Genomic DNA, 26,815 nt, shown 5'->3' on the forward strand with positions numbered 1-26,815 from the left:
CTCCGGTGCACCTGCGCGCGGAGGCGGGGCGGGGCGACGACTCGCCGGTGGCCTGGGGGGCACGCGGCCGGAGGTCGGGCTGGGCGACGGCCGGCCGGTGGCCTGGACGGCAGGCGCCCGGAGATGGCCCCGAGCGGGCTGCCGAGGGCTCCGGTGACCGGTCGCGCGTGCCGAAGGCGCGGTGGGGCGACGGCCGGCCGGTGGCCCGGGGCCACGCGCCCGGAGGCGACCCCGAGCGGGCCGCCGGCGGCCGGCGGCCTGACGGGCACGCGCGCCCGGAGGCGGCCCCGAGCGGACCGCTGGGGTCTCCGGTGACCCGTGCTCCGGTGGCCCGGAGCACACGCGCGCGGAGGCGGGCCGGATCGCGGCCGGCCGGCCGGCCGGGCCGCTCGGCCGGGGCGGCGGATCACGCCCGCGGACGCGGCGGCCCCACGGGCCGCCGGCGCGCGAGGCCCGTCTCGCGCACGTACACCACGCGCCGCACCAGAGTGATCACCCCCGTGATCAGGGTCCCCAGGTACAGCCACCCCGCCTGTGTGGCGAGCCCGGTGACCAGCCACATCAGCCTGCCGCCGAGGCCCCCGCCGCCGTCGCCCAGGGGCAGCAGTCCGACGGCGAACCCGATCGGCGCCACGACGGGCGCGGTCAGCAGGTCGCCGGCCCGCACCCAGACCGCGGTCAGCACGCACACCGGCAGGAACAGCACGCCGTACGCCGTGAGGGAGCCGGCGAAGAGCAGCCGGTCCAGGCAGCCGAGCGCGAACATCGCGGCCATGCAGAACAGCCCGCCGCCCAGGCCGGTCAGCCGTGGATTGGGCAGCTCCCGCGCCCGCCGGAGCAGGGCCGGCAGCGGTAAGGCCGGAGCCGGTGCCCTCCCGGGGGCCGGCCTCCGCACGGCGTGCGGGCCGGGCGCACGGGCGGCCGGCGGACGCCGGGACGCGGACCGCTCGGGCCCCGCGCCGGCCTCCGGACCCCCCGCTCCCCGCTCCCTCCGTGCGGCGGCTCGCGCCTGCCCTCCCGGGCCCGCGCGGTCGCCTCCCGCCTGGGGAGGCAGTGGCGGCCTGCCGGGTCGCGGTCCGTCCTGCTGGCGTCGCGTCCTGTGTTGCTCCACTCGACCAACCTAGGTCTGATGATGTGCCGATTAGCCCATCAGACACGCCGTCGGGGCCAGCTTGGCCGAGCTCGATCCGTCGCCGGGACGGGCGCGGGCACGCCGTAGACTGGTGGATCGGCCCCCTGGCCCCCAGTCCTCTCACGTACGGGAAGTCGCAAACGTGTCGCTCACGATCGGAATCGTCGGCCTGCCGAACGTCGGCAAGTCGACCCTGTTCAACGCCCTGACCAAGAACGACGTGCTCGCGGCCAACTACCCGTTCGCCACGATCGAACCCAACGTCGGTGTCGTCGGCGTCCCGGACGGCCGCCTCGCCCAGCTCGCCTCGATCTTCAAGTCGGAGCGGATCCTGCCCGCGACGGTCGACTTCGTCGACATCGCCGGCATCGTGCGCGGCGCCAGCGAGGGCGAGGGCCTGGGCAACAAGTTCCTCGCCAACATCCGCGAGTCGGACGCCATCTGCCAGGTCATCCGCGCCTTCAAGGACGAGAACGTCGTCCACGTCGACGGCAAGGTCTCGCCGAAGGGCGACATCGAGACGATCAACACCGAGCTGATCCTCGCCGACCTCCAGACCATCGAGAAGGTCCTCCCGCGCCTGCAGAAGGAGTCGCGGATCAAGAAGGACGTCGCCCCGAAGGTGAAGGCCGTCGAGGAGGCCAAGGAGATCCTGGAGAAGGGCGACACGCTCTTCGCGCACGGCATCGTCCAGGGCGGCGAGCGCGCCGAGCTGCTGCACGACCTGCACCTGCTGACCACGAAGCCGTTCCTCTACGTCTTCAACGTCGACGAGGACGAGCTGGTCGACGAGGACTTCAAGAACGAGCAGCGCGCCCTGGTCGCCCCCGCCGAGGCGATCTTCCTCGACGCCAAGCTGGAGGCGGACCTCGCCGAGCTGGACGAGGAGGAGGCCCTGGAGCTGCTGCAGTCCGTCGGCCAGGAGGAGCCGGGCCTCGCCACGCTCGCCCGCGTCGGCTTCGACACGCTCGGCCTGCAGACCTACCTGACGGCCGGCCCCAAGGAGTCCCGCGCCTGGACGATCAAGAAGGGCGCGACGGCCCCTGAGGCCGCCGGTGTCATCCACACCGACTTCCAGAAGGGCTTCATCAAGGCCGAGGTCATCTCCTTCGAGGACCTGGTCGAGGCCGGCTCGGTCGCCGAGGCCCGCGCCAAGGGCAAGGCCCGCATGGAGGGCAAGGACTACGTCATGAAGGACGGCGACGTGGTGGAGTTCCGCTTCAACGTCTGATCGGTGCGTTGCCGGGCGCCGGGCATCGCGTCGGGCGTGCGGGTGAGAGAAAGGCCGGGCTCTGCCGAGCCCGGCCTTTCCACGTCTCCCGTGCCCCGCCGTGCCGGCCCCCTAGCCGCGCCGTGGCGGGGTGAGCCCGTCGAGATCCAGGCTGATCTCGAACGGCACCGGGCGCTTCAGGGTGCCCCGGAAGAAGCCCGCGGGCGCGTAGTGGCCGGTCGGTTCGTCGAGTTCGTACACGCGGACGACGGGAGCGCCGTCCTCGTCCTCGACGCACCAGTAGTGCGGGATGCCGGCCTCCGCGTACTTGCGGAGCTTGACCGTGCGGTCCCGGTGGGCGGACCCGGGTGAGACGACCTCGATGACCAGTCGTACCTCGTCCGGTGCGAACCAGGTACGGTCTCCGTCGTAATCGGCCGTCGTGACCAGCAGATCCGGTTCCGGCCGGTTTCGCTCGTCGAGCCTTATGGTCATCCCGCAGCCGACCCTGACATCGCTGGGCGCCTGCTCCATGAGGGCTACGGCGAGCATGGTGACGAGGTGGCCGTGCCACCACCTCTGCGGCGCCCTCACGAAGACGAGGGCTCCGTCGATCAGCTCGGTGTGGCGGCCTCGGGGAGGCGGTCCAGGTCCTCCGCGAACCAGCCTTCCTCGCGCGGCGGGCGCATCCAGTCGGGCAGTGCGGTCATGGCTCAACGGTAGGGATTCGACCAGGCGCGGGCCAGGAGATCGTCAACGGGACGACCGCCCCACCCGTCGTCCCGCAGCCCGGACCTGCCGCCGGTCCTGGTCCGTGCCGGCTCGGATCCAGCCATGGGGCGTGCAGGAGGCATTCACCCCACCCCCTCACTCTCGTCCTCGGCGACGCGGATGATGGTGCGGCCGGGGACGTGCTGCCGGGAGGCGAACGAGGCGGCTGCCTCGGCCAGCGGCGGCACCGCGCCGACCCGCACCTGGAGCCGGCCGTCCCTGAGGCGCCGGGCGAGGTCGGCGAGGCGTGCGCGGTCGGGTTCCACGACGAAGAACACGGCCCGCCCGTCCTCGGGGCGCACGGTGGGCGGGTGAGCGATGGTGACGAGTGTGCCGCCGGGACGCACCAGCGCGGCCGAGCGGTCGAGGATCTCGCCGCCGATCACGTCGAACACGACGTCGGCCTGCCCGGCGTCCTCCAGGCGATCGTTGTCCAGGTCGAGGAACGCGTGCGCGCCCAGGTCCAGGACGGTGTCCCGGTGGGCGGCGCGGCCGGTGCCGACCACCCGGGCCCCCGCTTCGCGGGCGAGCTGGACGGCCACCGAGCCGACAGCGCCGGCGGCGCCGTGGACGACGGCGGTCTGGCCCGTGGTGAGACCCGCGTGGTCGAACAGGCCCTGCCAGGCGGTGAGCCCGGAGACCGGCAGTGCGGCCGCCACCGTGTGGGCGACGTCGGCGGGGAGCGGGGCGAGGTTGCGGGCCTCCACGGCGACGTACTCGGCGAGCGATCCGTCGCGGGCCCAGTCGGTCAGCCCGAAGACCCGCTGGCCGACGGTGAGGCCGGTCGTTCCGTAGCCGAGTTCCGCCACCACCCCCGAGACCTCGTGGCCGGGCACGCTCGGGATGCGGTCACGGCCGGCGCGGTCGCTCCAGGTCGCGGGCCAGTCGAGCTCTCCCCGGGTGAAGCCCGCGGCGTGCACCCGCACGACGACGTCGTTCTCGGCGGCGTGCGGATGGGGAAGGTCTTCCAGGGTCAGCCCCGCGACCCCGGCCTCGCGGTCCCGGACGGTGATGGCTCGCACGAGCACTCCTTCACTGCTGTCTGCTGCTGTCTGCTGCTGTCTTCTGGTGTCTGCCGGTGTCTGCCGGTGTCTGGTGGGGGACGAGGACGTGGCGCGGCGCCGCACGGCCGGTCACGTCACGGCCGGGAACGCACCGGCCCGCCACCGGCTGCTGCCGGGTCACCGCGGCCAGGGAGCGTCGAGGACGCGCTCGACCATGGACGCGCGGCGGAATCCGGGAACGAAGTGCTCCAGGACGTCCGCGTTGATGGTTCCGTACGTGGTGTCCGGGCGGTCCTTGAGGCCGTCGACGAATTGCTGCAGGAACTCCTTCTTGAAGTCACCGCGCGGATGAGCGGCGACTATCTCGTCGACCCGGTCGCCGTCCAGTCCGTCCAGCCCCCAGCCGAGCGCGTCGGTCAGCACGCCCTGGTTCATGGCGGCCGTCTCGGGACCCATCCGGCCGGGAATCGCCGGCGTCGTGTGCAGGGCGATCGCCGTCCAGACCACCTCGGCCGCGTCCTCGGAGAACCCGCGGTCGAGCAGGAACTTCCGCGCGTGGTCGGCGCCGTCCAGCTCGAAACGCTGCTGCGTCTCCGAGAACGGGATGGAAAGACCCGTGTCGTGGAACATCGACGAGATGTAGAGCAACTCGGGATCGGGCTGGAGGCCGAGTTCGCGGGCGTGCAGTGAAGCGAAGAGGAATACCCGCCGGGAGTGGTGGAAGATCAGGGGATTCGTCCTCTCCCGGAGGAAGTCCGTGGCCTCCGCGACGGCCGAGGTTCCGGGTATTTCCACTCCTGCGATGATGTCGGTCATGGTGTCCGTGCTTTCCGGTGCGATGGGGGGCGAGTGGACCGTGCGTCCGTTTCCCACGGTGCCGACCACGCGGCCCCCGGCGCCGCCTCGGTCCGGCCATGAACCACTCGAATCCAGTCACCTCAGGATGGGCCTGTGAGCTCCGGCACGCATCGGGTGGCGGTCCTCGTCTACGACGGGGTCAAACTGCTGGACGTCGCCGGCCCCGCCGACGTGTTCGGGGAAGCGAACCTGCTCGGTGCCGACTACCGGATCACCCTGGTGTCCACGACGGGGGCCGACGTCGCCTCCTCGATCGGGATGCGGATCGCCGCCGACGGCAGCGCCGCCACGCAGCCGGACCCCGACACGTTCCTGATGCCGGGCGGAGACATCTACCCCAGGACCCCGGTCACGCGTGATCTGGTCGAAGCCGCCAGGGACCTGGCAGCCCGTTCCGGCCGGGTCGCCTCCGTGTGCTCCGGTGCCTTCGTCCTCGGCGCGACCGGCCTCCTGGACGGCAGACGGGCGACCACCCACTGGAAGATCGCGGACAGACTCGCCGCCCGGCACCCCAGGACCCGCGTCGAACCCGACGCCATCTACGTGCGCGACGGCACGGTGTACACCTCGGCGGGTGTCACCGCGGGCATCGACCTCGCGCTGGCCCTCGTCGAGGAGGACCACGGTCCCGGCCTCGCCCGGGAGGTGGCCCGCTCCCTGGTCGTCTACCTGCAGCGGGCGGGCGGCCAGTCGCAGTTCTCCGCTCCCCTGCAGGGCCCGCCGCCCCGGTCGCCCGCCCTGCGCAGGGTCGTCGACCTGGTCACGGCGCAGCCCGCCGGCCACTACTCCCTCGCCGAACTGGCCGCGCGTCTCAACCTCAGCACGCGTCACCTCACGAGGCTGTTCCGGGAGGAACTGGGCACCACGCCGGCCCGGTACGTCGAGTCGATCCGGTTCGGCATCGCCAAGTCGCTGCTCGACCAGGGGTACACCGCGACGCAGTCGGCGTCCTTGGCCGGATTCCCGAGCTACGAAAGCCTCCGCCGCGTCTTCGCACGGGAACTGTCCCTCAGCCCCGTCGCCTACCAGCGCCGCTTCGCCACGACCCGCAACGCCGAGTAGGGCCCGACGGGCGGCGGTACGGGTGGGTCACGGCCGCCGCGCCGGGCCGGCCCTGTGCCCGGGCATGCTGCGAGGCCGGGCCCGGAGCGGGATCCTCGTCATCGTCGGGGCAAGGGGCCCGGGCACCGGCCCGGCTCCCGGACGGGTTCTTGCGGTGAGGGGTGGAGCGGATGGATGTCCTCGGAGTCGACGCCTGTGGCAAGCAGGGGTGGGTGGGCGTCGCGCTCACGGACGGCTCGTACGCGGGCAGCCTCGTGGACCGGCGGCTCGGTGCGCTGATCGAGCGTGCCGGCGACGTGCGGGTGATCGCGGTCGACATGCCGCTGGGGCTGATCGAGAGGGGCTGGCGCGCCGCGGACCTCGAGGCCCGGACGCTCCTCGGGGCGCGGCGCAGCAGCGTCTTCCTGGTGGCGCCCAGACCGGCGTGGCAGGAGACGGACTTCGGGGCGGCCGGAGACCGGTGCCGGGAACTCACCGGCAGCCGCCTGAGCCGGCAGGCGTGGGCCCTGGCACCGAAGCTGCTCGAAGCGAGGGAGTGCCGGGCCGTGGACGAGCGGATCCACGAGGTGCACCCCGAGCTGTCCTTCCAGGCCCTGGCGGGCGGGGTGCCGCCGGCGTACGCCAAGAAGACCTGGCGTGGGCAGAACCTGCGCCGCTCCCTGCTGTCGCGGGCGGGGCTGGTGCTCCCGGACGAGCTCGGCGAGGCCGACCGGGTGCCCGCGGACGACGTGCTCGACGCCGCCGCGGCCGCCTGGTCGGCCCACCGGATCGCGCTCGGAACCGCCGTCCGGGTGCCGGAGACGCCGGAACTGGACGCGGAGGGACGGCTGGTGGAGATCCGCTACTGACCGGCTGCCGCCGGCCCGTCCAGGTCATGGCCTCGGCGGCGCCGGAGGCAGCGTTCTCGGGGCCGCCCTCCGTTGCACGCCCAGAGACCGGTCGGCAGGGGGTCGCCGGCCCCGACCCGGCGGCGCGCGGATCCGCTCGCCGGGCGCCGGCTGGGGCACGTGCACCCGCTCGGCCGTACGGGTGCAGCGCGGCTCCCCGGTCACGCGTGCCCGATCGGCGCAGGTCCCGGGCCCGGGCGCTCCTCGTCACGGCCGCCGGCCGGCACGGCGGATCCCGGGCGCGTCACCGGTTCCGGCGCGAGCCTGGAGGCGTGGCCGGTGGCGAGGCGAGGAGTGGTCATGGACAGGGTGTGGCTGGTGACCGGCGCGAGCAGCGGCTTCGGCCGGGCGATCAGCGAGGCGGCGCTGGCCGCCGGTGACGTCGTGGTGGGCGCGGCCCGGCGGACCGAGGCGCTGGAGGACCTGGTGGCCGCCCGGCCCGGCCGGATGGAGGCGCTGCGCCTGGACGTCACCGACACGGCCGCGGCCGAGACGGCGGTCCGGGAAGTGGTGGCCCGGCACGGGAGGATCGACGTCCAGGTCAACAACGCCGGCCGGACGCACGTCGGCGCCGTCGAGGAGACGACCGACCAGGAGCTGCGCGGCCTGTTCGACGTGCACGTCCTCGGGCCCGCCGCGCTCGTCCGCGCGGTCCTGCCGCACCTGCGTGAGCGGCGCTCGGGCGCGATCGTGCAGATGAGCAGCGTGGGCGGACAGAGATCCTTCGCGGGCTTCGGGGGCTACAGCGCGGCGAAGTTCGCCCTGGAGGGGCTGTCGGAGGCGCTCGCCGACGAGGTCGCCGAGTACGGCATCAGGGTGCTGATCGTCGAACCGGGCGCGTTCCGGACGTCGGTGTTCGCGGCGAGCAGGGCCGGCGCCAGCCCGGACAGCGGCGTGTACGAGAAGGTGACCCGCAGCCGCGCGTGGGTGTCCGGGGGCGACGGCACCCAGCCCGGTGACCCCGCGAAGGCGGCGGCGCTCATCCTCGCCGCCCTGGACGCGGACGACGCCCCGCTGCGGCTGCCCCTGGGCGAGGACGCGGTCACGGGCGTGCTCGAACACCTCGACGCCATCCGCGGCGACATCGCCGCCTGGGAGGAGCGCACCCGCGCCACCGCCATCGGCGACTGACCGCCGGACACCCCGACGCTGCCCGACCTCGCCGGGCACCCGACGCTGACCGACCTCGCCGGGCACCCGACGCTGACCGACCTCGCCGGGCACCCGACGCTGACCGACCTCGCCGGGCACCCGACGCTGACCGACCTCGCCGGGTCGGAGCGGGGGCGAACACCCGTGAGGCGCCGCGTCCTCGGGTCCGGAGGTGCCGGGTGCGCGGCCGGGCGCCGGGTGCGGCCTGGCGTCGGGGTGGGGCGGGGCACCGGGGTGCGGCGCCCGCGGGACGCGCGGTGGCTACGGCCGGGCCAGGCCCGACTTCAGTCCCGCCCCGCACAGCGGCACCACCGCCGACTTCTGGCCGAGCGCCCCCTCCCGCACCGCCGCCCAGCAGGCCACGGCCGTCGTCTCCACGTACAGTCCACGGGACGCCAGGTCCAGCTGCGCGTGCCGGATCTGATCCTCCGTCACGGTCAGGAAGGTGCCCCCCGACTCCCGCACCGCGCGCAGGATCTGGCGGGCGCGGGGCGGACGGGGAATGGCGATGCCCTCCGCGTAGGTGGGGGCCATCGGCGTCACCTCGGTCAGATCCTCCGCGCCCTGCTCCCAGGCCCGGGCCAGCGGGGCCACCGCCGCCGACTGCACCGCCCACAGCGCCGGTCGGCGGTCCAGGAGCCCGGCCCCGTACAGCTCGGAGACCGCCAGTGCCGCGCCCAGCAGCAGCGTGCCGTTGCCCACCGGGAGGACGAGGACCTCGGGCAGGCGCCCGCCGAGGTCCTCCCACAGCTCGTGGACGTAGGTCTTGGTGCCGTGCAGGAAGTACGGGTTGAACACGTGGGAGGCGTAGAAGACGCCCGGCTCGTCGGCCGCCGCGCGGGCGGCCTCGGCCGCCGCCTCCCGGTCGCCGTCGACCACGTTCAGCCGGGCCCCGTGCGCCTCGATCTGCTCCAGCTTCTTGGCGGACGTGCCCTGCGGGACGTACACCGTGCAGGGCAGCCGCGCCCGGGCGCAGTACGCGGCGACCGCCGTGCCCGCGTTGCCGCTGCTGTCCGCGACCACCAGGCGCGGCCCGAGGCGCAGCGCCAGCCCGGCCAGCAGCACGGCGCCCCGGTCCTTGAACGACAGGGTCGGCATCAGGTAGTCGAGTTTCGCCGACACCTTGTCCGTCAGTTCGACCAGCGGGGTCCGGCCCTCGCCGAGCGAGATCGAGGGCGCTGACAGCGGCAGCGTCTCGGCGTACCGCCACAGCGAGTTCACCCGTCCGGTCAGGGACTTCAGCGGGGCGGGAGTGGGGGCGAAGTCGAGATCCAGGGGGCCGTGACAGGACGGGCAGCGCCAGGCGAGGGAGTCGCTGGGGACGCGCACGCCGTCGGTGGGGCAGTAGCGGTCCGGCAAAGGTGTCATGTGCGCAGGTTAGAGCCCGCGTTCACGCGGGTTCGCCGGACACGGCCGACGGTGGCCGCCGATGCGGCGGACGTGAGCCGTCGTGCTGTCCGGCGTCCGGTGTCCCGTCGTGCTGTCCGGCGTCCGGTGTCCCGTTTCGCGCTGTCCGGCGTCCGGTGTCCCGTCGTGCCGCGAGTTCCGGGGGCGCGTCCGCCGGTTCGTCACCGCTCGCGAGGCTCCGGGGCCTGCCACGGCAGGCCCCGGAGACCGGCGGGCGGGTGGCGGCGGGGGTGACGGTGTCGCGGCGGAGGTGTGACGGCGGCTGGAGCGGGGAGAAAACCGCCTGCGTAATGCCTTCGGGCCGCTCCTGTCATCACATCGGGTGATTCTCTGGCCTCCACTTGCGTGGCACAACCCACGGTTGCCAGTCTGTTGCTGTCTGTACAACCTGATGGGAGCGGCCAGTGACTTTCGGTGAGCAGCCGGCGTATCTGCGCGTCGCGGGTGATCTCCGCAAGAAGATCGTCGACGGTCTGCTGCCACCGCACACCCGTCTGCCGTCCCAGGCCAGGATCCGCGAGGAGTACGGCGTCTCGGACACGGTCGCGCTGGAGGCGCGCAAGGTGCTGATGGCCGAGGGGCTCGTCGAGGGCCGCTCCGGCTCGGGGACGTACGTACGGGAGCGGCCCGTGCCCCGCAGGATCGCCCGCTCCGGCTACCGGCCGGCCGGCGGGGCCACGCCCTACCGCCAGGAGCAGGCCGACGCCGAGGCGCGCGGCACCTGGGAGTCCAGCAGCGAGCAGACCGAGGCCGGCAGCGCCATCGCCGAGCGGCTCGGCATCAAGCCCGGCGACCGCGTGATGCGCACCAGGTACCTGTTCCGGGAGGGCGGTGAGGCGATGATGCTGTCCACGTCCTGGGAGCCGCTCGCCGTCACCGGCCGCACGCCCGTCATGCTTCCGGAGGAGGGCCCGCTCGGGGGCATGGGCGTCGTCGAGCGGATGCGGGCCATCGACGTCATCGTCGACAACGTCACCGAGGAGGTCGGCGCCCGCCCCGGACTCGCGGAGGAACTGCTCACGCTCGGCGGTGTCCCCGGCCATGTGGTGCTCGTCGTCCAGCGCACCTTCTACGCCTCCGGCCGCCCCGTCGAGACGGCGGACGTGGTCATCCCGGCCGACCGCTACCGGGTCGCGTACCACTTGCCCGTGAGGTGACCCGCGGCCGGGCGGGCAGCCCGCTGGCGCCTGCCCCGGTGACCGGTCGCGTGCTGTCTCTGCCAGCGCTGGTGGCCGGTCGCGTGCTGCTCTGCCGACGCGGTGACCGGCCGGGTGCCGCCTCTGCGGGTGCCGTGGCCGGCCGGGTGGGGCCCCGCCGGTGTCGGAGGCCGGCGGCCCCCGGCGGAAGCCCGCTGCCCCGCGAGCCGGCGCGGGGGCGTTTCAGCGCCCTGGCCCGCGCGTGAACCGACGGAGCGGGCGTCACCCCGCCGGGGTGGCGCACGCCCCCGGCGGCGGCACCCGGCACTTACCTGCGCGCGAGGTCCCCGACAGGCGCAGCAATCCGGCCGTTCTCGCAGGTCGCCCCGGCACCCGCCGCAGGCCCCTGACCGGAAACACCTCCGCACGGCAGGGCGCATTCGTCTCCGTGCGCCCCCTGCGTACTGGCCGGTTGCCTACCTCTTTGTAAAAAGCCGTATTCGCTCAGTGAAGGTAAGGCGTAGGCTCGGGCATATGCGGACTGCGGTTTCCTTATCGGGCGGGTCACGGCGGGAGCCGGGATCGGGCAGTGGAGGGGCGCGATGAACGACAGCACGATCACTCTCCCCTGGCTCGTCATACGGCAGGACGACAACGGCAACCGCTACCGCGTGGGCCAGTACGCCACCCGCGCCGAGGCCCAGAGGATCGCCGACAGCCTCGACAGTCGCGGTCACCAGCGGCTGTACTGGGTCGAGCGCGTCGGAGAGCAGGGCGCCGCGGGCGTCGGCGACTGAGCCCTTCCCCCGCCGGACGCGCCACCTCGCTCCCGTAGGCTCCGGCGTATGACCGAACGCATCGTGGTGGTGGGTGCCGCCCTGCTCGACGGCGGGCGCCTTCTCGCCGCACGGCGCAGCGCGCCCGCGGAGCTGGCCGGGCGCTGGGAGCTGCCCGGCGGCAAGGTCGAGCCCGGTGAGCGGCCCGAGGCGGCCCTGGTGCGCGAACTGTGCGAGGAACTGGGCGTCGACGCGGAGACCGTCGACCGGGTTCCCGGCAGCTGGCCGCTGAAGGCCCCTTACGAACTCCAGGTGTGGACCGCGCGTCTGCGCCCCGGCTCCGCCGCACCCGCCCCCCTCCAGGACCACGACGCGCTGCGCTGGCTGGGACCCGGCGAGATCTGGGACGTGGCGTGGCTCGACCAGGACGTTCCCGCGGTACGGGAGACGCTCGCGCACCTCACGACCGGCGCGCGGGAGGGCGGCGGCGCCTGAACCGGCGGGCAAGCGGGATGGCCGGAATCACCGCGCATCCTGGCATGCCGCGCGCTCCCTCCGGACGTCCCGCGCCTCCTCCGGATGTGCCGTGCTTCCTCCGGATGTCCCGTGCTCCTTCGAGCGGTCCGAGCGCCCTCGTGCGCCCGGAATGCCTCCGGCCGCTTCCGTCCCCGCCGGCCCCCTCGGACGCGCCTGACACCCCCGGCACCCCGGCGGCACCCAACGCCCCGCACGCTCCGCGCGACCTGAGCACTCCGCACGTCCCGAGCTCCTCTGGGCCGTTCGCGGCGGGCTTCCGTCACGGGCGGTACTGCCACCCCGATACCGGGTATGGGCCCATTGACCGCCTGAAACCCGACGTGATGGGCTTGCCGGCCTGGGAAGTGATCGGCGTGATCGACACCGTAGGCGAGTGCGCCGAGTGGACCTTCGCCGAGGACCCGGGTGCCGTGCGCACCGCCCGCGCCGTGGTCCGCGGCCAGTTGCACTCCTGGGGTCTGGACAGCCTCGGCGACACCGCCGCCCTGCTGGTGAGCGAGCTGGTCACCAACGCCATGCGGTACGCCACCGGACCCATCGGGGTGCGCCTGCTGCGTCCCGCCGGCCTGCCGGCGGTGCTGCTGGTCGAGGTCTCCGACGCGCTGCCCGAGCCGCCCCACGAACGTCCCGCGGGCGTCGACGACGAGCGCGGCCGCGGCCTGCAACTGCTCGCGTCGGCCTCCCGCCGCTGGGGCACGCGGCCCGACGGAGCCGGCAAGACGGTCTGGTTCGAGCTGGCGCTGCCCGACTGAGGGGCTGTACAGGCGCGACGGCGGTGTCGAACGGCCGGGCGGGGCCGGGGCGGCCGATGCCCGCGGACGGGGTTGGACCGGGTCCTGCCTGGTTAGAAGACAGGTTGTGTTGTCGCAGGCCCGGACCGAAAACCGTCGGGACGGCCCTGTGATCGTGAACACCGTGTTGCGCGGCGCCGTAGTGCTGGATACTGCGGGCAGCCGCCCCCGGTGACCGGTGCCGGACGCGGTGAGCTGGAGGGGACGGTTCGCGTGAGCGAGATACCAGCGAAGGCCACGGAGTCCGAGGACCCGTCGGACGGCGCGAGGGCTGAGGCCGCAGGTGGTACTCCCGCCGGGGAGGCGCCGCCCGCGGGCGCCATGTGGCAGAGCAGTCCGCCCGGCTCCATGTACGACTACATCAAGGTCGCCTCCTTCTCCATCGGCCCGGACGGGCACGTCGACCAGTGGAGCCTGCGCGCCGAGCAACTGTTCGGCATTCCCGCCGCGCAGGCGGTCGGCATGGACCCCATCGAGGCCTTCGTCGACCCCGACCTGCGTGAACAGAGCCAGCGCAAGATGGCCGAGATCCTCGACGGACGGGAGTGGACCGGTGTGGTCCCCTTCCGCATCCCGGACGGTGAGGACGGCGGCGGGCACGGCGAGGAGGGACTCGCCGAGGTCTACGTCATGCCCACGCGGACCGCCGAGGGCGAGAAGGCCGCCGTCTGCATCGTCGTCGACGTCCGCACCCTGCGCCGTATCGAGACCGACCTCGCCGCCTCGCAGGCGATATTCGGCCAATCTCCCTTCGGCTTCCTGCTCATCGACGCCGACCTGCGGGTCCGCCGCGCCAACCAGCGGTTCGCCTCCATCTTCGGCGGCACCGTGGACGACCACCGGGGCAAGGGAGTCCACGACTACCTCCCGCGCGGTGAGGCCGAGCGGGTCGCCGCCACCCTGCGCCGGGTGCTGGACACCGGCGAGTCCATCACCGACATGCACGTCACGGGCTACGTGCCCGACTCGGACGAGCGCCGCCACTGGTCGGTCAACCTCTACCGCGTGCACAGCGGCAGCGGCCGCCCCATCGGCATCGCCTGGCTCGGCGTCGACATCACCGCCCGCCGCGCCGCCGCCCGGGAGGCGGCCGCCGCGCGGCGCAATCTCGCCATGCTCAACGAGGCCGGGGCCCGCATCGGCAACTCCCTGGACCTGGAGACCACCGCCCGCGAACTCCTCGACGTCGTCGTCCCCGGCTTCTGCGACCTCGCCACCGTCGACCTGTACCAGGGCCTGCTGGCCGGCGACGAGACCCCGCCCGGCCTCGCCGACGGCAGCGCCGAACTGCGCCGGGTCGCCTTCGCCAGCGCCGTCTCCGACGCGCCCTTCACCGGCACCGGCGCGCCCGTTCCCCTCGGCGCCGTGCACCACTACCCCTTCAACTCGCCGTGCGCCGACGCCCTGCGCACCGCCCGTCCGCAGGCCGTCCCCGGCGAGGACGGCGGGCTGGTGCACTCCACGCTGGCCGTCCCGATGGTCGCCCACGACACGGTCGTGGGCCTCGCGCAGTTCTCCCGGACCAAGGGCAGCGAGCCGTTCGGCGAGCGCGACCGGGACCTGGCCGTCGAACTCGCCGCCCGCGCCGCCGTCTGCATCGACAACGCCCGCCTGTACCGGCGCGAGCACGAGCGGGCGCTGATACTGCAACGCTCCCTCCTGCCACCCGGCGACCCGGAGGCCTCCGGCCTCGACATCGCCTGCCGCTACCTGCCGGGCAACGCCAACACCGGCCGGCCGAGCGAGGTCGGCGGCGACTGGTTCGACGTCATCGAACTGCCCGGCCACCGCACCGCGCTGGTCGTCGGCGACGTCATGGGACGCGGTCTGCGCGCCGCCGTGGCCATGGGCGAACTGCGCACCGCCGTACGGACCCTGGCCCTGCTCGACCTCGAACCGGCCGAGGTCCTCTCCCAGTTGGACGAGATCGCCCGCGGCCTCGGTGCGCCGGGCGGTGTCCAGCAGGCGACACGCGCCGCCCGCCGCCCCCGCGAGGCCGACCTGTCCGAGGTGTACCTGGCGACCTGTATCTACGCGGTCTACGACTCGGTGACGCGCCGCTGCACCTTCGCGAACGCGGGGCACCTGCCGCCCGTCCTCGTCGAGCCCGGCGAGGCCGCCCTCATGCTGGACGTGCCGCCGGGCATGCCGCTCGGCGTGGGCGGCGAGCCGTTCGAGGAGGTGGAGGTCGAACTGCCCGAGGGGGCCCTGCTCGCGCTCTACACGGACGGACTGGTCGAGTCCCGCGACCACCCGCTGGACGAGGGGCTGCAGGCGTTCGTCGGAGCCCTCACCGACCCGACCCGGCCCCTGGAGGACGTGTGCGACCAGGTCCTGCACACCCTCGACACCCACCACGGCGAGGACGACATCGCGCTGCTGATGGCACGCGTCCAGGGCCTGCCCGCCGAGTCCGTGGGCGACTGGACGCTGCCGCGCGAGCCGCGCAGCGTGGGGCGCGCCCGTGAGTACGCCCGCGCCCAGCTGATCGGCTGGGACCTGGAACCGCTGGTCGACACGACGGAACTCCTCGTCAGCGAACTGGTGACCAACGCGCTGCGGTACGGCGAGGGCGAGATCAGGCTCCGGCTGCTGCTCGACCGCACGCTGGTGTGCGAGGTGTGGGACTCCGGGCTGGTCCAGCCGCGGCGCCGCCGCGCCCGCGACACCGACGAGGGCGGGCGGGGACTCCAGCTCGTGGGGCTGCTGAGCGCCGCCTGGGGTTCCCGGCGGACACCGCGCGGCAAGACGGTGTGGTTCGAACTCCCGCTCCCGGACGGCGAGAACGGCCTCACGGATCCCGCCGAGGCGCTGCTGAGCCTGTTCTGACGACGGCCGCCCCCGCAGGGCAGGGCGGCTGCGCGGCCGCATTCCGCACGCGGGGGAAGACGCGCGTTCCGCGTTCCGGGGGCCGTGTGTCCCTGCCCGGTCCGTGGTGTTGGTCCGGTGTCCCACGGCGGTGGGGCGGAGCGTGAGGCGCCCCACCGGACGGGCTTCTCAGGACGGCCCCTGCCGGGCCTCCGGGCGGCCGGGAGTCGTCCGCGTCCTGGCCCGCCGGGCGCGGCGCACGCGGGCGCACCCGGCGAACACGCCCGCCGCGCCGGCGGCCGCGAGGGGCGGCAGCAGATCGACGGCGGACGTCCCGTCGTGCGGCTGCGCGGGCACGCCGGGCCCGGGCGACGCAACCGCCGCCCCATGAGTGATCGTCATCCCCGTCAGTACCCACCACAGGACCACGGCCGCGCACCCCGGCACGACGCGCACCGTCCGCGCGGACGTACGCGGTCGCGTTTGCCGCGGCCGGTCCGCCCGGCCCCCGGAAGACGTCACACCGGGGAGCGTAGGGCCGCCGTCGCGGCCCCGCGACCGGGGCCGCGTCCGTGGTGGGGCGGACGAGAAGCGGTGCGGCGGGAGGGGACACGGGGATGGACGACGTCACGGGCACCGGACCGGACGCGCAGCCGGAGAGGCCGTCGGGCGTGGAGCGCGGGCGCTCCACGCCCGACGAGCACGGCACGGACGTGGGCTGCCCGGTGCCGAGAAAACCCGGCACCGTCACCCGAGCCGCCCCGGAACCCCGAGCCGTCCCCGGCACCGCCGCTGAAGCGGTCGGCCCCCAGACCGCCCCCGGACCTGACTCGGTGTCGGGTGCCGTTGCGGAGACCGCGGCTGCTGCCCGAGCCGCCCGGGACTGCGGTGCCGAAGCCGGAGCCGGCCCTGGCACCGGGGCCGAAGCGGAGGCCGCTTGCGACAGTGGTGCCGAAGCGGAGGCCGGCTCTGACAACGGTGCCGAAGCCGCCCCCCGTACCCGCGCCGGGGCGCCCCGCCGGGCCCGCCGGTCTCGCTGGGTCAGGCGGGGCGTCCTCGTCGTCGTGCTGGTGGTGCTCCTGCCGCTGCTCGCCGCCGAGACCGCGCTGCGGGTGAACTACACGGGCGACCCGGCCCGCGGGACGCACACCCGTGGCCGGGACGCGATCTGGCTGGGGCACGCCTGGGTGGACGGGCGGAAGAAGGACGCCGACGTCGCGGCGCTGGCCGGGCGGCTGCGCGGGACCGGCATCCGGGACCTCTACGTGCACGCCGGCCCGCTGGAGCACGACGGCACGCTGCCGGCGTCGGCGTATGCGAACGCCCGCTGGCTGGTACCTGCCGTGCACCGGGCGCTGCCCGGAGTCCGGGTGCAGGCCTGGCTCGGCGACGTGCTGGCGACCGAGAGCCCGGAGGGCCTGCGCCTGGAGCGGGCGGCGACCCGCGCGGCCGTGGTCCGCTCCACCCGCGCGGTCCTGGCCGCCGGATTCGACGGCGCCCACTTCGACCTGGAGCCGCTGCACTCGGGCGACCGCGACTACCTCGCCCTCCTCGACGCCCTCCACGACGTCACCCGGGCCCGGGGCGTCCCCCTGTCCGTCGCCGCGCACCAGATCGACCCGCTGCCGGGGTTCCACTCCATCTGGGGCACGCTCACCAACCACCCGAAGTGGTGGTCCCAGGCGTACTTCGCCGAGGTCGCCCGCCGCGTCGACCAGATCGCGGTCATGTCGTACGACACCATGCAGCCGCTGCCGAGCCTCTACGGCGGGTACGTCGCCCAGCAGACCTCGCTCGCCCTGGAGGTCACCCCGCCGACGACCGACCTGCTGATGGGCCTGCCCTTCTTCCACGACAACCGCTTCGGCCACCGCGAGGCCGCCGAGACCGTCCCGGCGGCCGTGCGCGGCGTCCGCCTCGGGCTGTCCCGCACGGACGCGGACCGCGAGCGCTTCGGCGTCGCCCTGTACGTGGACTTCGCGGCCACGGAGGAGGACTGGACCGCGTACCGCGAGGGCTGGATACCGTCGTCCTGACCCCATTCGCCGCGCGTCCCGGCCCACGACCGTCCCGACCACGACCGTTCAGGTCCGGCGGCCGCGCGTCCCGACGACGACCGTTCAGGCCCGGCCCGCGCCTCCTGACCACGGTCGTTCAGCCCCCACCCACCCGGAACGCCGGCCGGTGGCGGCGACACCCCACGAACCGGTCGGTGGAAGCGACACGAACCGGCCGGTGGCAGCGGCGCCGCACGGGCCGGCCGGTGCCTGCGGACAGGTGTGCACGGGTTGCGCCGCACGGGTGGGCTTGCAGCTCCCGTCGCCGTGTCGCCGCCCGCTGCCGAACCCTTTCCTCTTCAGTGGCCGCATAGATCTGATCAGCTCCATATACCGCCGAACGTGACCGGAACCCGCGCTCCCGGAGGTACCACAGATGACCCACGACGGCGTCGGACTGCGGGCGGTCATGCGCTCGGTCGCCTTCCTGACGGCGGGCGCGCTCGCGGTGCCCGCGCTCGCCGGCTGCGGATCCGACGACGACGACGGGAGCAAGCCGCTGGCCGGGCAGGACATCGGGCCCGCCGCACGCGAGCGGATCGCCGACGGCGGCACCCTGCGCTGGGCGGTGGACTCCCTGCCGGAGACGCTGAACGCCTTCCAGGCGGACGCCGACGCCGGCACCACGCGCGTCGCCCAGGCCGTGCTGCCCGCGATGTTCCGCCTCGACGCCGCCGGACGCCCGCAGCCCAACCGGGACTACCTGGACTCGGCGAAGGTCGTCGACACCGAGCCGAAGCAGGTCGTCGTCTACCGGCTCAACCAGCAGGCCGTCTGGAGCGACGGCCGCGAGATCGGCGCGGCCGACTTCGTCTCGCAGTGGCGCGCCCTGTCCGGCAAGGACACCGCCTACTGGACCGCCCGCAACGCCGGCTACGAGCGCATCGAGAAGATCGAGCGCGGTGCCGGCGACCTGGAGGTCAAGGTCACCTTCGGCCGGCCCTACGCCGACTGGAGGTCGCTGTTCTCGCCGCTGTACCCGAAGGACGTCACGGGCACCCCGGACGCCTTCAACGACGGGGCGCGCAGGAAGCTGACCGTCACCGCCGGCCCGTTCGCGGTGCAGAAGGTCGACACCGCCGCGAAGGACGTCGTCCTCACCCGCAACCCGCGGTGGTGGGGCCGGCCGGCCAGGCTGTCGCAGCTGGTGCTGCACGCCGTGCCGCGCGGCAAGCGGGCGGACGCGCTCGCCGACGGCACGGTGGACGTCGCCGACGTCGACCCCGCCGAGGCCGAGCGCGTCACCTCCGCGGCCGCCGCCAAGGGCAGCGCCCCTCTCCGCGGGTCCGGCGGCCGTACCGCCGCCAGGGCGCTGCGGTCGTGGGCCGTGCTGCACGGCTCCGACAGGAAGTCGGCGCGGGCGGAGCGCGCCGCGCTGACCACGTACCTGCGCCGGGAGCAGGCGCTGCGCGGCATCGAGGTGCGCAAGTCCCTGGAACCCGCCTACACCCAGCTCGCCCTCAACGGCGCCGACGGCCCCCTCGCCGACGAGCGGGTGCGCCGGGCGGTGGCCCGGGCCCTGAACCGCCAGGAGCTCGCCGAGACCGCCCTGAAGCCGCTCGGCCTGCCCGCGGTCCCGGTGGGCAGCCACCTCGCCCTGTCCGGCCAGGCCGCGTACGCCGACAACAGCGACGCGCTCGGCGGGCAGGACGCCGCCCAGGCGAAGGCGCTGCTCGCGGACGCCGGATGGAAGCCCGGCCCGGTCGAGAAGCGCAAGAAGGGCGAGAAGGCGGCGGGCGCCGAGGCGCACACCTCCGAGAGCCCGTCGCGGGGCGGCGACGACGGTACGTACATCGTGGGGGAGGACGACCGGACGGGCACCCCGACGGCGGGCGCGACGGCGGCGGGCAGCGAGCGGCCGGACGACCACAAGTCCGACGACCGCAAGGACCACGACGCGCCGGTGAAGCAGGACGGTGCGAGCGGGGCGTACGCCCCCAAGGGCACCGCGGCGCCGGCGGGGACGGGGACCAAGCCGCTGGCCAAGGACGGCAAGCCGCTGACGCTGCGCTTCGTGCTCCCCTCCGGCCCCGGCTCGCAGACCCTGCACAAGGTGGCCGAGCGCATCACGGCGATGCTGGACAAGGTCGGGATCGGCACCGAGACGACCAAGGTCGCCGACGCCGGCTACTTCAAGGACCACATCGCCTCGGGGCAGTACGACCTGGCGCTGTACTCCTGGCCCTCGTCCGCCTTCCCGGCGACCGACGCGCGTCCCATCTACGCCAAGCCCGTGCCCGGCGCCGACGGCTCCCTGAACGTCCAGCAGAACTACACGCGCGTCGGCACCGACCAGGTCGACCAGCTCTTCGACCAGGCGCTGACCACGCTGGACGAGGAGGAGGCGCGCGACCTGGTCCGCAGGGCCGACGCCCGCATCTGGGCGGTGGCCGGCTCGATCCCCCTCTACCAGCGCCCCCAGCTGACGGCCGTGCGCAGCAACCTGGCCAACGTGGGCGCCTTCGGCTTCCGCACACCGGTCTACGAGGACATGGGCTTCCTGAAGAAGTAGCCCGGCCCACCCCCGGCCGCCGGCCGCCGTACGTCCTCGCCCGCCCGCCCGGCCCCGTACCCGTACCCGTACCGGTCCGGGGCGCCCGGGCGGCGAGGGCGGCGGCGGACCCTCCTCGGGCGAGTCCCGTGGCGCCGGGTCCGGCCCGTCGGCGCCGGGCCGCGTCCCGCGTCGCCCGCCGGCCGCCCGGGCACCTTCCGCACCGCACCTGAGCTGCGCGGACGTGGGCGGCGGCCGCTCCCGCACCACGGCCGGGCAAGCCTCCCGGCCACAACGCCGTACCATGGGGTGAGGCCGTGGCACGCGCCCGGCAGGGCCCGCGTAGGACCGACATACGCGACGGCCGTCCTCACACTCCCGGGAGTACGCCTTATATGGCCACGCGCCACGACATCCGTAACGTCGCCATCGTCGCCCACGTCGACCACGGCAAGACCACCATCGTCGACGGCATGCTGAAGCAGGCCGGTGCCTTCGCCGCCCACCAGCTCGACCAGGTCGACGACCGCGTCATGGACTCGAACGACCTGGAGCGTGAGAAGGGCATCACGATCCTCGCCAAGAACACGGCGGTCAAGTACCACCCGAAGGACGGCGGGGACCCGATCACGATCAACATCATCGACACCCCCGGCCACGCCGACTTCGGCGGCGAGGTCGAGCGCGGTCTGTCGATGGTGGACGGCGTGGTCCTGCTCGTGGACGCCTCCGAGGGCCCGCTGCCCCAGACCCGGTTCGTGCTGCGCAAGGCGCTCCAGGCCCGGCTGCCCGTCATCCTGTGCATCAACAAGACGGACCGCCCGGACGCCCGCATCGACGAGGTCGTCAACGAGACCTACGACCTCTTCCTCGACCTGGACGCGGACGAGGAGCAGATCGAGTTCCCGATCGTCTACGCCTGCGGCCGTGACGGCATCGCCTCGCTGACCAAGCCGGAGAACGGCACGGTCCCGGCCGACTCCACCAGCCTGGAGCCGTTCTTCTCCACCATCCTGGAGCACATCCCGGCCCCGACCTACGACGAGGCCGCCCCGCTCCAGGCCCACGTCACCAACCTGGACGCCGACAACTTCCTCGGCCGTATCGCGCTGCTGCGCGTCGAGCAGGGCGAGCTGCGCAAGGGCCAGACGGTCGCGTGGATCAAGCGCGACGGCTCCGTGCAGAGCGTGCGCATCTCCGAGCTGATGATGACCGAGGCCCTCACCCGCAAGCCCGCGGAGAAGGCCGGCCCTGGTGACATCTGCGCCGTCGCCGGCATCCCGGACATCATGATCGGCGAGACCCTCGCGGACCCGGAGAACCCGGTCGCGCTGCCGCTGATCACGGTGGACGAGCCCGCGATCTCCATGACCATCGGCACCAACACCTCCCCGCTGGTCGGCCGCGGCGGCACCGGCAAGGGCGCCGACGCGAAGGCGGCCGTCAAGGACCGCAAGGTCACCGCCCGCCAGGTCAAGGACCGTCTGGACCGCGAGCTGATCGGCAACGTCTCGCTCCGCGTCCTCGACACCGAGCGCCCCGACGCCTGGGAGGTCCAGGGCCGCGGCGAGCTCGCGCTCGCGATCCTCGTCGAGACCATGCGCCGTGAGGGCTACGAGCTGACCGTCGGCAAGCCGCAGGTCGTCACCAAGGAGGTCGACGGCAAGGTCTACGAGCCCGTCGAGCGCATGACGGTCGACGTGCCCGAGGAGCACATGGGCGCCGTCACGCAGCTCATGGGCGTGCGCAAGGGCCGGATGGACAACATGTCCAACCACGGCTCGGGCTGGGTGCGCATGGAGTTCGTCGTGCCCTCCCGCGGTCTGATCGGCTTCCGCACCGAGTTCCTGACCCAGACCCGCGGCACCGGCATCGGCCACTCCATCCACGAGGGCTTCGAGCCCTGGTTCGGCACGCTGACGACCCGCAACAACGGCTCGCTGGTCGCCGACCGCGCGGGCGCCGTCACCGCCTTCGCGATGACCAACCTCCAGGAGCGCGGCGTGCTGTTCGTGGAGCCGGGCACCGAGGTGTACGAGGGCATGATCGTCGGCGAGAACTCGCGCTCCGACGACATGGACGTCAACATCACCAAGGAGAAGAAGCTCACCAACATGCGGTCCTCGACGGCCGACGTCGCCGAGTCCATCGTGCCGCCGCGCAAGCTCTCCCTGGAGCAGTCCCTGGAGTTCTGCCGCGACGACGAGTGCGTGGAGGTGACCCCGGAGGCCGTGCGCATCCGAAAGGTCGTCCTCGACCAGCGTGAGCGCGCCCGCGCCGCGAGCCGGGCGAAGCATGCCTGACCCACCCGCACCGTCCGACAGGCCGGGCACCTCCGTCACGGGGGTGCCCGGCCTGTTTGTTGCGCCGGTGCCTCCCCCGGCCGCTCACCGGGCGTCAGGTCCGGGCGCACGGGCGGGCACCGTAGGGCCGGCCGAAGGGTAGGGAAAACCCTGCGTTCCGGAGCGGAACCGGCACTCGGCCACCGGTTCCCATTAGGCTTCGCCGGGCGTGCGTGCCGCCGGTGCACGGTGATTCCGGCACCGCGGCCGCGGCCACGCTGGGTGAGATGGGGCAACGGCCCCGGCGCACGGCGGCGTTGGCCGGATCTCGACGTCCGGGGCGCTTCGCGGGCATGGCTCGGCCACCCCGCACGGAGACCACCGTAGGCGCAACGGGTTTTCATCTCATCGACGTCCGGAATGCGGACACCCGAGACCGATAGATGTGTAACAAGTCCGTTTCGCAGGGATCTTTCGCGAAACCCTTTGTCCGGATTTTGGAAGAAGTAGGCGGCAGGTGTGATCGGATCGCAACCTTCTCGGTGTGGTTCGTCCACGGCCCATGGCAGATAGTTAGGCGCGTAGAGCTCGGATCAACGGGTCACGCGCTAGCCGGCGCCGACTCACGAGCGCGGGGGCGTCTGACTATCTCCGGCACCGGTGACGGTGTACGTCGGCCGCCCCTCCATGCGGTGAACCATTGGACTCATGAGGAGGAACCCCATGCGCGGTGCCAACAGCGCCAAGTGGGTCGCGGGGGCAGTAATCGTTGCTCTTGCTGCGACTGCCTGCGGAGGCAGCGACAACGACGGCGGCAGCAAGGGCGCGGGCAAGGCCGGCGGCACCTTCCGGATGGGCATCACCGAGCCGGTCGCCATCGACCCGTACAACGCTCAGGAGTCCGAGGGCATCCTGGTCACGGACAACCTCTTCACGGGGCTGTACGAGCCGACGCCCGACGGCAAGGTCAACCCGGCCCTGGCCACCTCCAAGGAGGTCAGCAAGGACGGCAAGACCTGGACCTTCAAGATCAAGGAAGGCACCAAGTTCTCCAACGGTGAGCCGGTGGACGCGCAGTCCTTCATCCGCGGCTGGAACCGTGTGGCGCAGAAGGTCGCCGCCTCCGACGTCGCCTACCACATGGCGGGCATCGAGGGCTTCGAGGACGTCCAGGCGGGCAAGTCGGACAGCATGTCCGGCCTGAGCGCCCCGGACGCGAACACCCTTCAGGTGAAGCTCTCCGCGCCGGACTTCGAGTTCTACATCAAGACCACGCACACGGTCTTCAGCCCGGTTCCCAAGGTCGCCGGCAACGCCAAGAACAAGACCTTCAACGAAGCCCCCATCGGCAACGGGCCCTTCAAGGTGCAGGGCAAGTGGGAGCACAACAAGTCGATCACCCTCGTCCGCAACGACGACTACGGCCTGACCAAGGCCAAGCTGGACAAGGTCCAGATCGACATCCTGAACTCCAACAACGGTGTGACGCTGGAGTACCAGGGCTTTGAATCGGGTCAGTACGACTGGGCCCGCATGCCCACTCCGCAGCAGCCGGCCGCCAAGGCCAAGTACGAGCCCCAGGGCGAGTGGCTGCAGGAGGACACCAACGGCATGAACTACCTCCTGCCGATCACCGACAACGGCCCGCTGAAGGACGTGAAGGCGCGTCAGGCGGTCTCCTACGCGATCGACCGTGACGCCATCATCAAGGGCGTCTTCCAGGGCATGCAGACCAAGTCGACGACGATCCTGCCGCCCGCCTTCGCCGACGTGTACCAGAAGGACCTGTGCGCCACCTGCGTCAAGCAGGACAAGGCCAAGGCCAAGCAGCTCGCGGCGCAGTCCGGCCTCAAGCCCGGCACCACCATCGAGCTCGGCTACAACACGGGCGCCGGCCACGAGGAGTGGATCCAGGCCGTCAAGCAGCAGCTCGAGGACGTCCTCGGCGTGAAGGTGAAGGCGACCGGCAAGCCGTTCGCCGAGCTGCTCGCCGACCAGCAGAAGCCGAAGGCCAGCGGCGCCTACCGCTTCGCCTGGGGCGCGGACTACCCGACGCCGGACAACTTCCTGTACCCGCTGCTCGACACCGCGTCCATCAACAAGGACGCCTCGGGCAAGGTCACGGGTGACAACCGCGGCCGCTACAGCAACAAGGCGTTCGACGCCCTGCTCGCCAAGGCCCGCGCCACCGAGGACCAGGCCGGCCGCAACGCCCTGTACAAGCAGGCGGAGAAGGTCGCCCTCGACGACCAGGCCCTGATCCCGCTGTGGAACCGCACTCAGCTGCGTCTCGCCAACACCAAGAAGTTCGCCGACCTGAAGATGGACTTCCACGAGGACCCGAACCTCGCCGAGATCAGCCTGAAGTAACCGGGCACCGCGTAGCGCGGAGTCGATGACGGGGGCCGTGGTACCGGGCGTGACTCGGATGCCACGGCCCTCGACGACCGTCGGGAGCGGCGCGATCCGCCCTCCCGTCCCCCAACCCACCCCCACCGATCTTGGGGTGAGGGAGCTGCTCAGGAAGCGGCAGCGAGGCAGAGAGGCAGTCATGGGAAGGTATGTGGTCCGCAGGCTGGGCCAGTTGGTCGTGGTCGTGCTCGGCGCGACGATGATCCTGTTCGCCTGCCTGTTCGTGCTCCCGGGCGACCCGGTCGGGCAGATCGCGGGCAGCGACAAGGCGCGCGACCCCGCGGTGATCGAGCAGCTGCACAAGCAGTACGGACTCGACAAGCCCCTGGTCGTCCAGTACGGCAACTACGTCGGGAAGCTCGTCACCGGCGACCTCGGCGAGGACTACACGCAGGGCCGGCCGGTCTCGGAGATCCTGGCGCCGAAGCTGGGCAACACGGCCAAGCTGGCGGTCGCGGCCATCGTGATCGACATCGTCATCGGCATCTCCGTCGGTGTGCTGGCGGCGATGCGCAGATACTCGGTCTGGGACGTGTCGGCCACCTTCATCACCACCCTCGCCATCGGCGTGCCCTCCATCGTGCTCGGCATGATCATGCAGCGCTTCTTCGTGGTCGAGCTGAACTGGTTCCCGCTCATCGCCGACGGCAGCTTCAACTCGATGGTGCTTCCCGCCTTCACCCTGGCGATCATCGACGCGGCGCTCGTCGCCCAGCTGGCACGCAGCACGATGCTGGAGGTCCTGCGGGCCGACTACGTCAAGACGGCCGTGGCCAAGGGGCTTTCGCGTCGGACCGTGCTCTTCCGGCACATCCTGCGCAACTCGGTCATTCCTGTGATCACCTACCTGGGCATCTCCTTCGGCGCGCTGCTCGGCGGCGCGATCATCACGGAGACGATCTTCAACTGGAACGGCATCGGCCTCGCGCTGATCCAGGCGATCCAGCAGAACAACAACCCCATCATCGTGGGAGTGGTGACGATCAGCGTGGGCGTGTTCGTCCTGCTGAACCTGATCGTCGACCTGTTGTACGCCGCCCTCGACCCGCGCATCCGCCTTGCCTGACCCGCAGGGTCGCCCCCATCTAGGAGTCACACCATGACCGAACTCGTCACGGGCACGGGAGAGCCGACCACGGCCGGCCCCGCCGCGGCGCGGCAGGACGCCGAACCCAGCGTCGCCAGGGTCAGCCAGTGGGCCGACATCCGGCACCGCTTCTTCGCCAACAAGCTCGCCGTCCTCGGCCTGGCGATCATCGTCCTCCTCATCCTCGTCGCCATCTTCGCGCCGCTCCTCGCGCCGCACGACCCGCTGCGGCAGGACCTCAACGCCACCCTCCAGGCCCCCGGCTCCGGGCACGTGCTCGGCACCGACGCACTCGGCCGGGACCAGCTGTCCCGCCTCATCTACGGCAGCCGCATCGCCGTGATCGTCGGCCTCGCCTCGATCCTCGTCGCCATGACCATCGGCATCCTGTTCGGCGCGCTGGCCGGCTACTACGGCCGCTGGGTCGACACGGTGATCATGCGCACGGCGGACATCTTCTTCGCCTTCCCGCTGCTGATCGGCGCCATCGTCATCATCCTGCTGATGGGCCGCGGCGTGCTGCCGGTCGTGCTCTCGCTCGGCATCTTCTCCTGGGCCACGTACGCCCGCCTGCTGCGCAGCCAGATCCTGTCCGTGCGCGAGATGGACTTCGTGCACGCCGCCAAGGCGCTCGGCGCGAGCCAGGGCCGGATCATCCGCAAGCACATCCTGCCCAACTCGATGACGGCGGTGCTGGTCTACGGCACGAGCAACGTCGGTATCGCCATCGTGGCCGAGGCCTCGCTGTCCTACCTGGGCGTCGGCGTGGACCCGGAGGTCGCCGAGTGGGGGAACATGATCTCCGCCGGCCGCGGGTTCATGGGCGTCAAGGACTTCATGTGGACCTACCCGAGCCTGGCGATCGTCATCACCGCGCTGGGCTTCATCCTGCTGGGCAACGGTCTGCGCGACGCGCTCGACCCGAAGCTCCGGTGAGGCGCGACCATGACTCGAC

At 72.8% G+C, this 26,815-nt stretch carries 18 protein-coding genes and 2 pseudogenes; 15 read left to right on the plus strand and 5 right to left on the minus strand.

Going from position 1 to position 26,815, the window contains the following annotated elements; translation table 11 throughout:
• Positions 1 to 406: 406 nt before the first annotated feature.
• Positions 407 to 775, minus strand: coding sequence for a DUF6542 domain-containing protein (locus ABZ920_RS14755; protein WP_361503614.1), 369 nt, complete (start codon positions 773 to 775; stop codon positions 407 to 409).
• A gap of 499 nt (positions 776 to 1,274) precedes the next feature.
• Between ABZ920_RS14755 and ychF the strand changes: the two genes are divergently transcribed.
• Positions 1,275 to 2,363, plus strand: a complete 1,089-nt coding sequence (gene ychF / locus ABZ920_RS14760; protein WP_361503617.1) for a redox-regulated ATPase YchF — start codon at positions 1,275 to 1,277, stop codon at positions 2,361 to 2,363.
• 111 nt (positions 2,364 to 2,474) lie between these two features.
• On the opposite strand, the pseudogene ABZ920_RS14765 reads toward ychF, so the two are convergent.
• The 3 genes and pseudogenes from ABZ920_RS14765 to ABZ920_RS14775 form a co-directional block, all read right to left on the minus strand.
• Positions 2,475 to 3,052: pseudogene (locus tag ABZ920_RS14765) on the minus strand (Uma2 family endonuclease).
• Between the two features lie 144 nt (positions 3,053 to 3,196).
• The gene (locus tag ABZ920_RS14770; RefSeq protein WP_361503620.1) at positions 3,197 to 4,135 is read right to left on the minus strand and encodes an NADP-dependent oxidoreductase; all 939 of its coding nucleotides are present in this window, start codon (positions 4,133 to 4,135) and stop codon (positions 3,197 to 3,199) included.
• A gap of 159 nt (positions 4,136 to 4,294) precedes the next feature.
• Positions 4,295 to 4,933, minus strand: coding sequence for an HD domain-containing protein (locus ABZ920_RS14775; RefSeq protein WP_361503623.1), 639 nt, complete (start codon positions 4,931 to 4,933; stop codon positions 4,295 to 4,297).
• Positions 4,934 to 5,068: 135 nt separating this feature from the next.
• On the opposite strand from ABZ920_RS14775, the gene ABZ920_RS14780 reads away from it, so the two are divergent.
• The 3 genes from ABZ920_RS14780 to ABZ920_RS14790 all read left to right on the plus strand — a co-directional run bounded on the left by ABZ920_RS14780 (position 5,069) and on the right by ABZ920_RS14790 (position 8,055).
• On the plus strand, positions 5,069 to 6,037 hold the full coding sequence (locus ABZ920_RS14780; protein ID WP_361503626.1) for a GlxA family transcriptional regulator: 969 nt from the start codon (positions 5,069 to 5,071) through the stop codon (positions 6,035 to 6,037).
• 170 nt (positions 6,038 to 6,207) lie between these two features.
• The gene (locus tag ABZ920_RS14785; protein ID WP_361503629.1) at positions 6,208 to 6,885 is read left to right on the plus strand and encodes a DUF429 domain-containing protein; all 678 of its coding nucleotides are present in this window, start codon (positions 6,208 to 6,210) and stop codon (positions 6,883 to 6,885) included.
• A gap of 339 nt (positions 6,886 to 7,224) precedes the next feature.
• Complete coding sequence (locus ABZ920_RS14790; protein WP_361503632.1) at positions 7,225 to 8,055, plus strand: SDR family NAD(P)-dependent oxidoreductase; 831 nt, start codon at positions 7,225 to 7,227, stop codon at positions 8,053 to 8,055.
• 282 nt (positions 8,056 to 8,337) lie between these two features.
• Here the strand turns inward: ABZ920_RS14790 and ABZ920_RS14795 are convergent, their stop codons facing one another.
• Positions 8,338 to 9,444 (minus strand): threonine synthase, encoded by a 1,107-nt coding sequence (locus ABZ920_RS14795; RefSeq protein ID WP_361503635.1) that lies wholly within the window; start codon positions 9,442 to 9,444, stop codon positions 8,338 to 8,340.
• Positions 9,445 to 9,887: 443 nt separating this feature from the next.
• Between ABZ920_RS14795 and ABZ920_RS14800 the strand changes: the two genes are divergently transcribed.
• The 11 genes and pseudogenes from ABZ920_RS14800 to ABZ920_RS14850 all read left to right on the plus strand — a co-directional run bounded on the left by ABZ920_RS14800 (position 9,888) and on the right by ABZ920_RS14850 (position 26,796).
• Positions 9,888 to 10,640, plus strand: a complete 753-nt coding sequence (locus ABZ920_RS14800) for a GntR family transcriptional regulator (RefSeq protein WP_361503638.1) — start codon at positions 9,888 to 9,890, stop codon at positions 10,638 to 10,640.
• A gap of 581 nt (positions 10,641 to 11,221) precedes the next feature.
• On the plus strand, positions 11,222 to 11,416 hold the full coding sequence (locus tag ABZ920_RS14805; protein ID WP_361503641.1) for an SPOR domain-containing protein: 195 nt from the start codon (positions 11,222 to 11,224) through the stop codon (positions 11,414 to 11,416).
• A gap of 48 nt (positions 11,417 to 11,464) precedes the next feature.
• Positions 11,465 to 11,890, plus strand: coding sequence for a (deoxy)nucleoside triphosphate pyrophosphohydrolase (locus tag ABZ920_RS14810; protein WP_361503644.1), 426 nt, complete (start codon positions 11,465 to 11,467; stop codon positions 11,888 to 11,890).
• 365 nt (positions 11,891 to 12,255) lie between these two features.
• On the plus strand, positions 12,256 to 12,684 hold the full coding sequence (locus tag ABZ920_RS14815) for an ATP-binding protein (protein ID WP_361503647.1): 429 nt from the start codon (positions 12,256 to 12,258) through the stop codon (positions 12,682 to 12,684).
• A 252-nt stretch (positions 12,685 to 12,936) separates the two neighbouring features.
• The gene (locus ABZ920_RS14820) at positions 12,937 to 15,552 is read left to right on the plus strand and encodes a SpoIIE family protein phosphatase (RefSeq protein WP_361503650.1); all 2,616 of its coding nucleotides are present in this window, start codon (positions 12,937 to 12,939) and stop codon (positions 15,550 to 15,552) included.
• Between the two features lie 983 nt (positions 15,553 to 16,535).
• Positions 16,536 to 17,567 (plus strand): annotated as a pseudogene (locus ABZ920_RS14825) (hypothetical protein); the annotation flags it as partial.
• Between the two features lie 397 nt (positions 17,568 to 17,964).
• Positions 17,965 to 20,100 (plus strand): ABC transporter family substrate-binding protein, encoded by a 2,136-nt coding sequence (locus ABZ920_RS14830; RefSeq protein ID WP_361503653.1) that lies wholly within the window; start codon positions 17,965 to 17,967, stop codon positions 20,098 to 20,100.
• 374 nt (positions 20,101 to 20,474) lie between these two features.
• Positions 20,475 to 22,382, plus strand: a complete 1,908-nt coding sequence (typA, locus tag ABZ920_RS14835; RefSeq protein WP_361503656.1) for a translational GTPase TypA — start codon at positions 20,475 to 20,477, stop codon at positions 22,380 to 22,382.
• Positions 22,383 to 23,069: 687 nt separating this feature from the next.
• A complete protein-coding gene (locus ABZ920_RS14840) occupies positions 23,070 to 24,731 on the plus strand; it encodes an ABC transporter substrate-binding protein (RefSeq protein ID WP_361503659.1) in 1,662 nt (553 codons plus the stop codon).
• A 181-nt stretch (positions 24,732 to 24,912) separates the two neighbouring features.
• Entirely contained in the window at positions 24,913 to 25,839 is a 927-nt protein-coding gene (locus ABZ920_RS14845) for an ABC transporter permease (RefSeq protein WP_361503662.1), read from the plus strand.
• A gap of 33 nt (positions 25,840 to 25,872) precedes the next feature.
• Positions 25,873 to 26,796: an ABC transporter permease gene (locus ABZ920_RS14850; RefSeq protein WP_361503664.1), complete on the plus strand. Its 924-nt coding sequence runs from the start codon at positions 25,873 to 25,875 to the stop codon at positions 26,794 to 26,796.
• Positions 26,797 to 26,815: the final 19 nt, after the last annotated feature.

It is taken from the genome of Streptomyces sp. NPDC046831 (genome assembly GCF_040645305.1).
GTDB lineage: Bacteria > Actinomycetota > Actinomycetes > Streptomycetales > Streptomycetaceae > Streptomyces.

Bases quoted from the DNA above. Each gene is read 5' to 3' on its own strand.
- typA (WP_361503656.1), top strand. From the start codon at position 20,475: ATGGCCACGCGCCACGACATCCGTAACGTCGCCATCGTCGCCCACGTC.
- ABZ920_RS14830 (WP_361503653.1), top strand. From the start codon at position 17,965: ATGACCCACGACGGCGTCGGACTGCGGGCGGTCATGCGCTCGGTCGCC.
- ABZ920_RS14785 (WP_361503629.1), top strand. From the start codon at position 6,208: ATGGATGTCCTCGGAGTCGACGCCTGTGGCAAGCAGGGGTGGGTGGGC.
- ABZ920_RS14840 (WP_361503659.1), top strand. From the start codon at position 23,070: ATGAGGAGGAACCCCATGCGCGGTGCCAACAGCGCCAAGTGGGTCGCG.
- ABZ920_RS14775 (WP_361503623.1), bottom strand. From the start codon at position 4,933: ATGACCGACATCATCGCAGGAGTGGAAATACCCGGAACCTCGGCCGTC.
- ABZ920_RS14790 (WP_361503632.1), top strand. From the start codon at position 7,225: ATGGACAGGGTGTGGCTGGTGACCGGCGCGAGCAGCGGCTTCGGCCGG.
- ABZ920_RS14755 (WP_361503614.1), bottom strand. From the start codon at position 775: ATGGCCGCGATGTTCGCGCTCGGCTGCCTGGACCGGCTGCTCTTCGCC.
- ABZ920_RS14795 (WP_361503635.1), bottom strand. From the start codon at position 9,444: ATGACACCTTTGCCGGACCGCTACTGCCCCACCGACGGCGTGCGCGTC.
- ABZ920_RS14845 (WP_361503662.1), top strand. From the start codon at position 24,913: ATGGGAAGGTATGTGGTCCGCAGGCTGGGCCAGTTGGTCGTGGTCGTG.
- ABZ920_RS14805 (WP_361503641.1), top strand. From the start codon at position 11,222: ATGAACGACAGCACGATCACTCTCCCCTGGCTCGTCATACGGCAGGAC.
- ABZ920_RS14815 (WP_361503647.1), top strand. From the start codon at position 12,256: ATGGGCTTGCCGGCCTGGGAAGTGATCGGCGTGATCGACACCGTAGGC.
- ABZ920_RS14810 (WP_361503644.1), top strand. From the start codon at position 11,465: ATGACCGAACGCATCGTGGTGGTGGGTGCCGCCCTGCTCGACGGCGGG.
- ABZ920_RS14850 (WP_361503664.1), top strand. From the start codon at position 25,873: ATGACCGAACTCGTCACGGGCACGGGAGAGCCGACCACGGCCGGCCCC.